The following is a 12,680-nucleotide window of genomic DNA, read 5'->3' on the forward strand; positions in this document are numbered from 1 at the left end:
ATGGATTTCTTTCTGACGATCGCAGCGGCTGTCGTGCCGCCATTGTTCCTGATCGCTTTCTTCCTCACGCATTTCCGTCATCGCTTTGGGCTCGGACTGGGTGTCAAAGCCGTGATCGGTGGCATGATCTCGGCTCCGCTGGCGCTCGGTTTCTCGATCCTGCTGCAGCGTCTGGGCTTCCCCACCGAAGGAGTCTGGGCAGTTGTGACCAAGGCCTGGATCGGTGCCGCCATCCCGGAAGAGGTGGCGAAGTTCCTGATCGTCTGGTTCTACATCCGCCGGCATCCGGACTGCGATTCCGGTGGCGACCTTTTCTGCGGTGCGGCGCTTGTGGGCCTCGGCTTTGCCATGCTCGAGAATCTTCTCTACCTGGCCAATGCGACCGATTGGATGACGACCGGTTTGCTGCGGGCAGCGCTCGCGGTTCCCGGCCATACGATCGACGGCATGATGATGGGTGTGTTCCTGGCTTGGTGGTGGCGCAAGGATATTCTGGCGCCGGCTGCCTTGGTCCTGGCACTCGGCCTGCCGATCCTGGCGCATGGCTTCTATGATTTCCCGCTCATGGCGTTGGACGCGGTTTGGGAACTGAATTTCGCCAACCCGCTTGCCGTGCGCCACATCCTGGTCGGTCTCTATGTCGCCACCATGCTGATTTCCGCTGCTGCGGCAATCTGGGCTGGCCGCATGGAGATGATCGAAGTGTTTCTTCGCTCGCAGCCCGACATCGATCTTTATCCACCTGATGTCGCCAGCCTGCGGCCGTGGCGCTGGATCGGCCGAACGTTGATCTTCTGTGCCGCAGCACTTGCTGCCCTCGGCGTTGCCAAGGGATTGTCCGTCGATCTGATGGATGGCGCCTGGCTCGTGGTCATCGCGACATTTCCCGCGGCCTTTGGCATCGTGATGGCTCGGAAAGTGCCAGACCAAGCCTATGAACGTGCGACCCGCTGGCCGCGCGCGCCACGGCGGTAGCACATAATAGTGGGGGATGCCGGCAGGACACAGGTTGCCTGGCGCTCGTCACTCGTCTAGGTAGTTTGTCTGGGATTGCAATGCACAGATAGTGGAACTGGGGGAATGACGGACGTTGGTGGCGAACCGGTGGCGGTCGAGGCGATCGTCGAGCGCACATATCGCGACGATTTGGAACTCTTCATCGGCAAGAATGCGGGACCCTATCTCGCACTGTTCGATCGACAACAGGAGAAGCGACGCGGCATAGCTTTTTGCTGGCCAGCTTTCTTCGTTCCCGTTGCCTGGTTCATGTACAGGCGCATGCATCTTTACATCGCCGTTGTTCTGGCGATTGTGACGGTGATCGTCACCATGGTTCCATTTAAGGGTTCCGGCGGTGCGGGGGCATTTGCAGTAGCCTTCGCCATGAGCGGGAAGCCGCTCTATCTGGCATTCGCCCAGCGCAAGATCAACAAGATCAACAAGCGAGCGACCGACGAAGCGCAGCGTTTAAGACTGATTGAAAAGGCTGGTGGCACCAGTGTTACCGGCGCGGTCATTGGCAGTCTTATCACGGCCCTTCCATTGGTTGCTCTGTTCCTGCCGAACGGCTGACAATGGCGGACAGCGCGGTCGGCAGTCTCATTCTCCTGGCCGTCGCGTTGTCGCCTGCGATCGTTCTGAGTGCCTATTTCTTCTGGCGGTTTCGGCATTATCTGAGTGTCGAACTCCTCGCAGAAGCGCTTGGGCTCGGCGTCATCGCAACATTGCTCGCCTCCGGATTTGGTCTGATCGGCATGGCTATTGCCGGTCATTTCGGCAGCAGTGTCCTCATTTCCTTTGGCGAGGCTTTTCTCGGTGCCGCCATTCCGGAGGAAGTCGCGAAATTCATCCTGGTCTGGATGATCATTCGCCGGCATGAAGACTGTGAGCAACCACAGAGCATCTTCGCGACTTCCATCATCGTCGGGCTCGGCTTCGCCGCCATCGAGAACATCGCCTATGTCTTCGACGGCAGCGACGATTGGCTCTCGGTTGGCATTACGCGGGCAATGATGGCTGTGCCGATGCACACCACCTGCGGCATCGTGATGGGCCGCTTTCTGGCTCAGGCTGAAGCTTATGCAGCGAGGAAGAGATGGCTGCTCACCTGCGGTGTCGTCGCGTCGATCTTTCTTCATGGTATCTACGATTGGCCGCTGTTCTACATTGATTGGTTGGAGGAGGGGCTGCCGGCAGATGATCCCACGGTGCTGTTGGCCAATCTTGCCCTGCTGGCGGCAGTTACCATCGTCTCTATATCGGCGATACTGGCAGCGAGGCATGGTGGCGCGACCGTTCCCGACCTTTGGCAGTCAGGCGTCACTGTCTCCCGGCGGATTCGTTTTGTCGCGCAGGGCACCAGCATGCTCTTCGGGCTGGTGGGGGGCTTGCTGGTCATCGTTGGCGGGTTGGTTGCTCTGATGGCGCCCCTTGGCGACGTCATCGGATTCGATGCGCCGCTCGCCCTGACCACCTTCGGTCTACTGCCCTTGGCCTTTGGTATCATTGTGCTGCGCGACATACAGAGAGCGCGGGCCGGCATTTGATCTCGTACTTGCTCTAGGGCTGGTAAGGCCCGTCGACTGCCGATTTGACAGGGCGCCACTTTTCCATAGACTGGCCGACGTTGTAACGCGGGGTGTCCGTCAAATGTGACGGGCTGAGATCATACCCGAAGAACCTGATCTGGATCATGCCAGCGAAGGGATCGTTGCACCGCCCGGCAAGCGACCTCTCCGTGAAGCGGTTATTTGTCAGTTGGTGTCTTTCCCCCTTTGCTGAACAAGGGAGCTAAGACATCAATGGCAAGCAAATCATCCCATCAATTCAGTACGGCATTGCACGATATCCGTGCCACGGCGCCGCTTATCCACAATATCGCCAATCTGGTCGTGACCAACGTGACCGCCAACGCTCTGCTGGCCCTGGGTGCGTCGCCGGCGATGGTCGAAAACGCCGAGGAAGTGGCCGAAATTGCCGCCGTCGCCGGTGCGGTCGTCATCAATCTGGGCACCATGTCATCGAGCTGGGCGGCGGCCATGCGCCTTGCGGCCCTCAGTGCGCAGCAGGCGGGGACGCCCTGGGCACTGGATCCCGTTGCAGTAGGCGCGCTTGGCTACCGCACCAGGCTCGCGGTGGAATTGCTGGAGGCCCATCCCGCCGTCATTCGGGGCAATGCCTCCGAAATCATGGCCCTGGCGGGCCAATCCGCAGGCGGCAAAGGTGTCGACAGTTTGGCCGCATCGGACGCCGCGATCGATGCGGCCAAGGAGTTGGCCCATCGCTACGCTACCGTCGTGACGGTGAGTGGCGCTGTCGACTATGTCACCGATGGCACGCGCCTGACCGGGATCGGCAACGGCCACCCGATCATGAGCCGAGTGACCGGCATGGGCTGCACCGCCAGTGCACTCACCGGTGCCTATCTCGCGGTCCTTGAGGACCCGTTTGATGCGGCGGTCCAAGCGATGGCGGCCATGGGTGTTGCTGGCGATATTGTTATGGCGAATGGTGGTGCGAAAATTGGTCCGGGCTCCTTTCAAACGGCCTTTCTGGACGCGCTCTACCATCTGGACGGCGCGATGATCGCTGCCCTGGTGAAACTGACATGAGCGCGCAGAGGAAGTTCGATCTGTCGCTTTATCTGGTGGCGGACGCCACGCAATGTGGGGCCAGAGGCCTTGTGGCGACGGTAAAGACAGCGCTCAAGGGGCCTGTCTCGATGCTGCAATTGCGCGGCCAGCGGACGCATCTGCGACAGCTTCTGGAAGATGCGCTCGCCCTGTGCGAGATGGCGCGGCATCACCGTATTCCCTTTGTCATCAACGATCATGTCGACATTGCGTTGGCTGCCAAGGCTGATGGTGTCCATGTCGGTCAAGCTGATATGCCGGTGCCTGTTGCGCGGCGCCTGCTGGGCAATGACAAGATCATCGGTCTCTCCGTGACCTGCGCAACCGAACTGGCCAGCATCGATCCAGCCACCGTCGACTATGTCGGCCTGGGACCGGTCTTTCCAACCAGCACCAAGGTTGATGCGGCACCAGCTCTTGGCATTGAAGGGTTTCGCGATCTGCGTCAGCAGATCGATCAGCCGGTCGTTGCCATCGGCGGTCTCAACCAAACAAATGCCGACGCTGTTGTACGGGCGGGTGCGGACGGGGTGGCGGTCGTCTCGGCGATTTGTACTGCACTCGATCCGGAACAAGCGGCCCGCCACCTTCGGCACCTGGTGACGGAGGCGCAAAAATGATTCACAACGTCCTGACCATTGCCGGCAGCGATTCCGGCGGCGGCGCCGGAATCCAGGCGGATCTCAAGACCTTCTCGGCCTTGGGAGCCTATGGTGCATCCGTGATAACAGCTTTGACGGCACAGAATACGCGCGGCGTCCGGGCCGTCGAATGGGTGGCGCCCAGTTTTGTGGCGCAACAGATCGACGCGGTGTTCGAGGATATCCGGATCGATGCCGTCAAGATCGGCATGTTGGCCAATGCCGAGATCATTGAAGTCGTCGCCGCGCGATTGGCATTCTGGCAGCCGCGCTGGATCGTGCTCGATCCGGTCATGGTTGCCAAGGGTGGCCATCGCCTGCTGGACGAAGCCGCCGTCACGGCCTTGCGCGATGATTTGATGCCGCTCGCCAGCATCGTCACACCAAATTTGCCGGAGGCTGCTGCCTTGCTGGGTCGGCCCGTTGCGACGAACTGGGCCGAGATGACGGAAACGGCCAACCGCTTTGCCGCCGCCGGCATGGCCGGCGTGCTTCTCAAAGGCGGTCATCTGCCGGGTGCATTCAGTCCGGATCTGTTGCTCGCAGGGAATGTCGCAACGCGGCTGGATGCGGCACGGATCGACACGGCGAACACCCACGGCACGGGCTGTACCCTGTCGGCTGCCATTGCGGCCCTGTTGCCGCAACGGGGCGATGTCGTCGCTTCTGTGCAGGCAGCGAAGGCCTATGTGACAGCGGCCATCGCCGCGAGTGCGATGCTCGACGTCGGGCATGGGCACGGCCCGGTTCATCACTTTCATCATCTATGGCAGCCCCATGACGGCCGCCGGTCGGGAGAATAGATCATGCCATCGTTCCTTGAAGAGGCGCGCGCGATGACGGCCTCACTGCGCCGGGCCATCCAGGATCTGCCGTTCAACCAGGAACTGACACAAGGGACCCTGCGTCAGGATCGCTTTCAGTATTACCTCATTCAAGATTCGCTTTATCTCACCGCCTACGCACGCGCGCTGTCGGCGCTGGCTGCGAAGGCGCCCAATGCGGCGGCAATCGTCCAGTTCAACCAGGCCGCAACCGGCGCCGTTCTGTTCGAGCAGGTGATGCAGCGCGACTATCTTGCCACGTTCGGTGTCGTTGAGGATGCCATGATACGGGCCGAAGCTTCGCCGACTTGCCTTGGCTATACCAGCTTCATGCTGGCCGAAGCACAGACGGGTTCCTATGAAACATTGTTGGCCGCGATCCTGCCCTGCTTCAGCATCTATGCTGAGGTTGGGCTCCACATCGCGGCGTGGGCAGCTGCCAACAACCCGTTCCAGGGATGGATCGATACCTACGCCGCGCCCGAATTCCAGGCAAGTGTAGCGGCGGCTGAAGCGGCCGCGGAAGTGGCAGCGGCCGATGCCGGCGCCGGTCTGCGGCAACGCATGCTGCTTCTGTTCCAGCGCTCGGTCGAATTCGAATGGATGTTCTGGGATGCTGCCTATCGCCTGGAAGACTGGCCGGCACGGCGATTTCGATAGGCAAAGAAAAAGGCGGTGCGTGGTCATGCCACACACCGCCTTTGTGGCGACGTATCGCGATCACCTACTGCGCGTCGGCGGCGACCTGCATTTTCTTGATATGGTCAGGCATCATGACGATGCCGTTTTCTTCCTCCGTACCCGCCTTGATGCGGTCGACGAATTGCATGCCGTCAACCACGCGGCCCCAGATGGTGTAATTCCCATCGAGATTGGGGGCCGGGGCAAAGCAGATGAAGAACTGGCTATCGGCACTGTTGAGGCTCTGAGCGCGGGCCATGGAAACGGTCCCGCGTTCATGCTTCAACGTGCTCAACTCGGCGGGCAGGTTCTGGCCGGAACCGCCGGTGCCGGTACCGGTCGGGTCACCCATCTGTGCCATGAAGCCCGGAATGACGCGGTGGATCGGCGTTCCGTCGAAGAAGCCCTGGCGCACCAGTTCCTTCATACGTGCCACCGTCTTCGGCGCTACCTGTGGCAGCAGTTCAATCGTGACGCGCCCGCCCTGCAGATCGAGATAGAGCGTGTTTTCCGGGTCGAGGGCGAGAGCCGGTGCGCTGATGCCGACAATGAGCGCCAGCGCGAGCAGAAGTCGTTTCAACATTGTATCAGCCCATCACTTTCTTGAGGTTCTCGTCGAGTTTGTCGAGGAACTGGGTGGTGGAGAGCCACTTCTGGTCCGGGCTGATGAGCAGCGCCAGATCCTTGGTCATGAAACCGGATTCGACCGTATCGACGCAGACTTTCTCCAAATTCTCGGCGAACTTCTGCACTTCCGGGGTGCCATCGAACTTGCCGCGATACCAGAGGCCACGGGTCCAGGCATAGATCGAGGCGATCGGGTTGGTCGATGTCTCCTTGCCCTTCTGATGTTCGCGGTAGTGACGCGTGACTGTTCCGTGTGCGGCTTCCGCTTCCACCGTCTTGCCGTCAGGCGAGAGGAGGACCGAGGTCATCAGGCCCAGCGAACCGAAGCCCTGGGCCACGGTGTCGGACTGCACGTCGCCGTCATAATTCTTGCAGGCCCAGACGAAACCGCCGGACCATTTCAACGCAGACGCTACCATGTCGTCGATCAGGCGATGATCATAAGTAATGCCGGCCTTGGCAAAGGACTCTTTGAATTCGGCGTCAAAGATCTCCTGGAAGATGTCTTTGAAGCGACCGTCATAGGCCTTGAGGATCGTATTCTTGGTCGAGAGATAGACCGGCCACTTCAGCGTCAGGCCATAATTGAACGACGAGCGGGCGAAGCCGCGGATCGATTCATCCAGATTGTACATCGCCATGGCGACGCCGCCGCCGGGGAACTGGAACACTTCCTTTTCGATGGGCGCGCTGCCATCTGCCGGCTCGAACTTGATGGTGAGCTTGCCCTTGCCGGGCACGACGAAATCGGTGGCGCGGTACTGGTCGCCAAAGGCATGACGGCCGACGACGATGGGTTGTGTCCACCCGGGTACCAGGCGGGGCACGTTCTTGCAGATGATCGGCTGCCGGAACACGGTGCCGTCCAGGATGTTGCGGATCGTGCCGTTGGGCGACTTCCACATCTGCTTCAGGTTGAATTCCTTCACCCGGGCTTCGTCCGGCGTGATGGTCGCGCATTTGACGCCGACCCCGTATTGCTTGATCGCATTGGCGGAGTCGATCGTGATCTTGTCGTCGGTCTTGTCGCGCATCTCGACGCTGAGGTCATAATATTTCAAGTCGACATCGAGATAGGGCGTGATCAGCTTGTCGCGGATGAACGACCAGATGATGCGGGTCATCTCGTCGCCGTCGAGTTCGACGATCGGGTTCTTGACCTTAATCTTTGCCATGTGGCGGATTTCCTTCTGCAGGGCACGACCAGCGCGCGGGGCGCAATTCGGGCCGCAGTCTAGTGGGTAAGGTGGCGTATTTGAAGGAATTTGGCGCCAGCCGCCGCCGCCATAACAGCGTCAGGCGTATGAATACGCTAAATCCAGTTCGCCGAGGGGTTGGATCCGGCCAGATTCAGATCCGTTCTGGGTGATCTGGTTCCTGGGTGTCGGCCGGGGCGGCCAGCATGTCGAACAGGCGGCCGATCGAGTTCACCACCGAGAAATACTGCCGGGCAGCAGGCTGCGCGAAACCGTCGTCGATGATGCCGTCGATCATGCCGATGAGATTGTCCCAATAACCGTCCAGATTAAGGACGATGATCGGCTTGTCATGCATGCCAAGTTGCCGCCAGGTGACGACCTCGAACAATTCTTCGAGCGTGCCGAGGCCACCGGGCAACACACAGAAGGCGTCCGACAGGTCGAACATCATGCGCTTGCGCGTGTGCATATTGTCGACGACCTTGAGCTCGGTCAGGCCGCTATGGCCGATTTCGCGATCCTGCAGATGTTGCGGGATGATGCCGACAACTTTGCCGCCATGCGCCATGACACCATCGGCGCAGGCGCCCATCAGGCCAACCCGGCCACCGCCATAGACGAGGCGGATATTGCGCTCTGCCAGCTCGCGGCCAAGTTCCTTAGCAAGAGGGATGAAAGTCGGATTGGTCCCTCGGGACGATCCGCAATAGACACAAAGGGATGAGATCGGAGTCATTCCGATTTGTTACTCCTGTTAATTTCACTTGGTAGATATTTGGCCAGCAAACAATCGACCAGACAATCTCTAGCCAGCCAATCTCTAGACTGGCCGCGACAATCCGCGGTTTCGCTGGAAGGGAGGGTACGTCGGGCAGGAACGCCCAAGCGGTAGGCGGGAAAACAGATGATCATTAACACCTAATATGAGCCAGCTTTGACGACAGTTCAATGACCATTGGGGCCTGGATCCTGCCCGGCCTCCTGCGCGCCTGCGGCCTGCGGGGCGATTGCTTGAGGCAGGACATGGGTTTAGCTTGGGTCGGGAATGGCCTGAGGGGTCGGGCTTCGGGTGGCAAAACGGGGAAGGTAGATGTCTAGACTGGCTTTGATCGGTGTCACGGGCGCCGCGGTGGTGGTGGTCGCAGCCGGTTTAATATATGCGGTCGCCCAGCAGGAGGGTGACGACGCGACCGATTCCGACACGCCTGGTACCCCTGCCGCGACGGAGCAGGGGGCGCCTGCGGCCAATAACCAAGCGACCCCGGAAGCAACCACTGGGGCCGCAAACGCTGGGGCAACCAATGCCGGTGCCACCACAGCGCCGGCGACGGCTGCGACGCAAACGACTGCACCAGGAACCAACACCACAGCGACGGTAGTCGCCAATACGGCCGCGACCCCTGACGTAGCAAGTAAAGTGGCGGCGCCAAGTTTTGATGTTGTCAGAATCAACCCGAACGGGGATGCCGTCATTGCCGGCCGCGCGGCTCCTGGCGCCAAGATTACCCTGCTGGATGACGGCCAGCCCATCGGCGAAGCCATGGCTGATGACCGCGGTGATTGGGTCCTGTTACCCAACAGCTCCGTGGCCCCGGGCGAGCACAAATTCACCTTGAAGATGGACCGCGAAGGGGCAGCACCGCTTTTGTCCGAGCGCATGGTGATCGTTGTCGTACCGGCACCGGCCAAGGATATTGCTGGGAATGCGGTTACCGCGCCGGCTGGCGCACTGGCACTGTCGGTGCCGCAGAACGGCGATGGTCCCAGCCAAATCCTCAATATGCCGAGCACCGGTTCGGCGAAGGATGCGCCGGTTGGTGCCACCAATGAACCGACGCTCGACATCATCGATTTCGACAAGGAAGGCCGTATGACCTTGGCTGGCCGCGCGCCGGCTAACAGTAAAATAGCGCTCTATCTCGACGATCGGCTGCTGGGATCCGCGGATGTCGACGCCCAGGGGCGCTGGGGCTTCGTACCTCGCGAGAATCTGCCGATCGGCCGTCATGAATTGCGGGTCGACCAGGTTGATGCGGCGGGCAAGGTCATTGCGCGTATCGTTCAACCGATCGAACAGCCGGATTTTGCCACATTGACGCCGGAGGGTGCGCAGGTCGTCGTGCAACCGGGCAATTCGCTATGGCGCCTTGCCCGCCGTACCTATGGCGAGGGACTGCGTTACAGCGTCATTTATGAGGCGAACAAAGAACGGGTGCGCGACCCGGACCTGATCTATCCCGGGCAGGTCTTGAAACTGCCGCAATAGGGCAGCCCGTCATCGCTGGCCGTTATTCCTGACTTGGCGACTTCGGCCAACTCGGCAGGATTTCGGCGAGGATCTGCAGGAACGGCTTCACTTCGAGCATGACGCTGGCTGTTGCGGCGATCAGATCAATGGGTGTCGAGGGTGATACGATTGGCGCCTTGCCGACGCACAGGATGGTCTTCTGCTTGCTGACAGCCAGGCGGGTGTGCGCCAAATCCTGGCTGGCATCGATGATAGCGATGGTTGAGCGCCGGACCGCAACGCCTTCGGCGGAATAAGGCAGGGGCGCGATCTCGCCGGAAATCTGGACGATCGGGCCGGACTGAATCTGGCGGGTAATGGCGACGAAACGTACATCCATGAAGCGGAACGCAAATTCGACCAAACCGCCGCCACGGCCGATGCGCACGGCGCCGGCAGCATCAAAATGCAATTGGTCCACACCGGCTGGCAGCGTGTTGGTAGCCAACATCGGCAGGGTATCCAGGGTCACGATCGCGAATCCTCTCTGTCTTAGAGCGCGATGCTAGGTCGTTCCGCTTAACGATGTGTAAAAACTGAACCAGCCGGTGCAGAAAAAGTGCCATTGTGACGCGGGATTTGATCCGTGACGTGTTCGTCATTATATGGCAAATCAGGAGATTAGCCGACGGAATGCGCATTTGGGCGGGTTCCCGGCACGGATCCAGTGAGGGACAATTTTGACGCCCAAAGTTCTCTGCCCCATTCATCGCGCCGGCTGGCCTTTTATTGCCGGATTTGCGGTTGTGACAGCCTTGTTGTGGTGGCTCGCGGAGCCGTTGGGACTGATTGGCGTGGTCCTCACTCTATGGTGTGTCTATTTCTTCCGTGACCCTGATCGTGTGACACCGAACCGCGTTGGTCTGGTAATCAGCCCGGCCGATGGCGTTGTGCAGATGATCCAGCCCGCCGTGCCACCCGCGGAACTGGGGCTCGACCAACGGCCCCGGACCCGCATCAGTGTCTTCATGAACGTCTTTAATGTTCATGTGAACCGCGCGCCCGTCGATGCCGACGTGATCGGCAGCGCTTATCGCGCCGGCAAATTCCTGAACGCGGCGCTCGACAAGGCGAGTGATGAGAATGAGCGGAGTTCGCTTCACCTGCGCACACCGGACGGCCAGGATATCTGCGTGGTGCAGATCGCCGGTCTGGTGGCGCGGCGCATCCTGTGCTGGACCAGGCCGGGACAAAAGCTGCGGGCCGGTGAGCGTTACGGTATGATCAGGTTCGGCAGCCGCGTTGACGTCTATCTGCCGGACGGTGTGCAGCCGCTGGTTGCCGTCGGCCAGATTGCTGTCGCTGGCGAAACCGTCCTTGCCGACCTGCGGTCGGAAGAAGCGGCCCGCCTCGGCGAGATGCGCTGAAACCATTTGTGAGGAGGATGCGGTGAGGATCAGACGCAACAGGTTGCGCGACCATTCGATCAACCGGCTCATCCCCAACATGCTGACGATCACCGCGCTATGTGCGGGACTGACCGGTATTCGCCAGGCTTTGCTCGGGCATTGGGAACTGGCGGTCCTCGCCATTCTGATCGCGGCCATCTTTGATGCGCTCGATGGCCGTATCGCGCGCCTGCTGGATTCTTCCAGCAAGTTTGGCGCTGAACTTGATTCTTTGAGCGACTTTGTGAGCTTCGGCGTTGCACCCGCGATGATCATGTTCCTGTGGAGCACGCAGGAAGTAAAGGGCTTCGGCTGGGCCCTGACACTGGCCTTCAGTGCCTGCATGGCGCTGCGTCTCGCTCGCTTCAACACCAAGCTCGACAATGCCGATTTGCCGGCCTGGACCAGCCGCTTCTTCACCGGTGTGCCGGCCCCCGCCGGTGCCGGCCTGGTCCTCATGCCGCTTATCGCCTGGTTGGAATATGGCGCCGACTTCCTGCGTGCCCCGGCCTTCGTCGGCATCTTCCTGATCGGCGTTGCCGGTCTGCTGGTCAGCCGCCTGCCCACCTTCTCGTTCAAGCGGGTACGTGTGACGCAGGCATGGGTCCTGCCGACCATGATCTTCGTCGGGGTCTATGCCTCATTGCTGGTGAGCGTTCCCTGGGCGACCTTGTTTTTCACCCTGCTGGCCTATCTCTGCACGCTGCCGGTGGCGTATCGGTCGCAGCGCCGCCTGCAGGCACAGCGTCCCATCGTGGCACCTGTCACCGCGCCGGTTGAAACGGACCAGGACTGATGTTCGATCGCGTCGTTCGCCGGCGCATCGACCCCTTCCTTGATCAACTGGCTGCTCACGCGGTGCGGCGCGGGATCGGCGCTGATCAGGTCACCTGGACCGGCTTTGCCATCGGTCTTGCCGCCATGGTGGCGGTGGCCACCGGTAGCTACATTGCCGGCTTGATCCTGCTTCTGCTCAATCGACTGTGTGACGGCCTGGACGGCGCCGTGGCGCGCGCCATGATTGGGACCGATCGTGGCGCCTATCTTGATATCGTCCTGGATTTTCTCTTTTACGCAGGCTTCGTCTTTGCCTTCACCGTGGCGCGGCCGATGGATGCCGTCGCCGGTGCTTTCTTGATCTTCAGCTTCGTGGGCACGGGCTCCAGTTTCCTGGCTCACGCCATTGTCGCCGCGCAGCGGCGCTGGACGCCGGATGCCGCGCAAAGAAAAGGTTTCGCGCATCTCGGCGGGTTGACCGAGGGCACGGAGACTATTCTGATCTTTGCGGCGATGCTGGTCTGGCCAGAGAGTTTTGCGTCGTTGGCCTGGATTTTCGGTGCCCTGTGCTGGCTAACCACCGTCACCCGGATGGCGACAACCCTGCGAGCGCTGCGATCGTGA

The 12,680-nt window shown here is 60.6% G+C and carries 15 protein-coding genes and 1 riboswitch; of the genes, 11 read left to right on the forward strand and 4 right to left on the reverse strand.

Annotated elements, in window-relative coordinates; translation table 11 throughout:
- The 7 genes from AC1DWZ_RS03755 (at position 1) to AC1DWZ_RS03785 (ending at position 5,757) form a co-directional block, all read left to right on the forward strand.
- Entirely contained in the window at positions 1 to 975 is a 975-nt protein-coding gene (locus tag AC1DWZ_RS03755) for a PrsW family glutamic-type intramembrane protease (protein ID WP_477167521.1), read from the forward strand.
- A 105-nt stretch (positions 976 to 1,080) separates the two neighbouring features.
- Entirely contained in the window at positions 1,081 to 1,572 is a 492-nt protein-coding gene (locus tag AC1DWZ_RS03760) for a DUF2628 domain-containing protein (RefSeq protein ID WP_477167522.1), read from the forward strand.
- Between the two features lie 2 nt (positions 1,573 to 1,574).
- A complete protein-coding gene (locus AC1DWZ_RS03765; RefSeq protein WP_477167523.1) occupies positions 1,575 to 2,546 on the forward strand; it encodes a PrsW family glutamic-type intramembrane protease in 972 nt (323 codons plus the stop codon).
- A 78-nt stretch (positions 2,547 to 2,624) separates the two neighbouring features.
- Positions 2,625 to 2,725: riboswitch (TPP riboswitch) on the forward strand.
- A 76-nt stretch (positions 2,726 to 2,801) separates the two neighbouring features.
- A complete protein-coding gene (thiM, locus tag AC1DWZ_RS03770) occupies positions 2,802 to 3,611 on the forward strand; it encodes a hydroxyethylthiazole kinase (protein WP_477167524.1) in 810 nt (269 codons plus the stop codon).
- Entirely contained in the window at positions 3,608 to 4,252 is a 645-nt protein-coding gene (gene thiE / locus AC1DWZ_RS03775; protein ID WP_477167525.1) for a thiamine phosphate synthase, read from the forward strand. The genes thiM and thiE overlap by 4 nt, the downstream gene beginning before the upstream one ends.
- Positions 4,249 to 5,076: a bifunctional hydroxymethylpyrimidine kinase/phosphomethylpyrimidine kinase gene (gene thiD / locus AC1DWZ_RS03780; protein WP_477167526.1), complete on the forward strand. Its 828-nt coding sequence runs from the start codon at positions 4,249 to 4,251 to the stop codon at positions 5,074 to 5,076. Before thiE ends, thiD begins: the two co-directional genes overlap by 4 nt.
- Positions 5,077 to 5,079: 3 nt before the next feature.
- Positions 5,080 to 5,757 (forward strand): TenA family protein, encoded by a 678-nt coding sequence (locus AC1DWZ_RS03785; RefSeq protein WP_477167527.1) that lies wholly within the window; start codon positions 5,080 to 5,082, stop codon positions 5,755 to 5,757.
- A gap of 64 nt (positions 5,758 to 5,821) precedes the next feature.
- Here AC1DWZ_RS03785 and AC1DWZ_RS03790 read toward each other — a convergent pair whose 3' ends face one another.
- From AC1DWZ_RS03790 to AC1DWZ_RS03800, 3 genes are all read right to left on the reverse strand, one after another.
- The gene (locus AC1DWZ_RS03790; RefSeq protein WP_477167528.1) at positions 5,822 to 6,361 is read right to left on the reverse strand and encodes a peptidylprolyl isomerase; all 540 of its coding nucleotides are present in this window, start codon (positions 6,359 to 6,361) and stop codon (positions 5,822 to 5,824) included.
- A gap of 4 nt (positions 6,362 to 6,365) precedes the next feature.
- Positions 6,366 to 7,580 (reverse strand): NADP-dependent isocitrate dehydrogenase, encoded by a 1,215-nt coding sequence (locus AC1DWZ_RS03795; protein ID WP_477167529.1) that lies wholly within the window; start codon positions 7,578 to 7,580, stop codon positions 6,366 to 6,368.
- 175 nt (positions 7,581 to 7,755) lie between these two features.
- Entirely contained in the window at positions 7,756 to 8,340 is a 585-nt protein-coding gene (locus tag AC1DWZ_RS03800; RefSeq protein ID WP_477167530.1) for an LOG family protein, read from the reverse strand.
- 354 nt (positions 8,341 to 8,694) lie between these two features.
- On the opposite strand from AC1DWZ_RS03800, the gene AC1DWZ_RS03805 reads away from it, so the two are divergent.
- The gene (locus AC1DWZ_RS03805; protein WP_477167531.1) at positions 8,695 to 9,870 is read left to right on the forward strand and encodes a LysM peptidoglycan-binding domain-containing protein; all 1,176 of its coding nucleotides are present in this window, start codon (positions 8,695 to 8,697) and stop codon (positions 9,868 to 9,870) included.
- A 22-nt stretch (positions 9,871 to 9,892) separates the two neighbouring features.
- Here AC1DWZ_RS03805 and AC1DWZ_RS03810 read toward each other — a convergent pair whose 3' ends face one another.
- Complete coding sequence (locus tag AC1DWZ_RS03810) at positions 9,893 to 10,363, reverse strand: hypothetical protein (protein WP_477167532.1); 471 nt, start codon at positions 10,361 to 10,363, stop codon at positions 9,893 to 9,895.
- 208 nt (positions 10,364 to 10,571) lie between these two features.
- Here AC1DWZ_RS03810 and AC1DWZ_RS03815 point away from each other — a divergent pair, with 208 nt between their 5' ends.
- From AC1DWZ_RS03815 to AC1DWZ_RS03825, 3 genes are read left to right on the forward strand one after another with little or no spacing between them, the layout of a single operon-like run.
- Entirely contained in the window at positions 10,572 to 11,258 is a 687-nt protein-coding gene (locus AC1DWZ_RS03815) for a phosphatidylserine decarboxylase (RefSeq protein WP_477167533.1), read from the forward strand.
- A gap of 22 nt (positions 11,259 to 11,280) precedes the next feature.
- On the forward strand, positions 11,281 to 12,075 hold the full coding sequence (gene pssA, locus AC1DWZ_RS03820) for a CDP-diacylglycerol--serine O-phosphatidyltransferase (protein ID WP_477167534.1): 795 nt from the start codon (positions 11,281 to 11,283) through the stop codon (positions 12,073 to 12,075).
- Positions 12,075 to 12,680 carry a CDP-alcohol phosphatidyltransferase family protein gene (locus tag AC1DWZ_RS03825; protein ID WP_477167535.1) on the forward strand — a complete coding sequence of 202 codons (606 nt, stop codon included), beginning with the start codon at positions 12,075 to 12,077 and terminating at the stop codon, positions 12,678 to 12,680. Before pssA ends, AC1DWZ_RS03825 begins: the two co-directional genes overlap by 1 nt.

Source organism: Dongia sp. P2_B8, assembly GCF_056404715.1.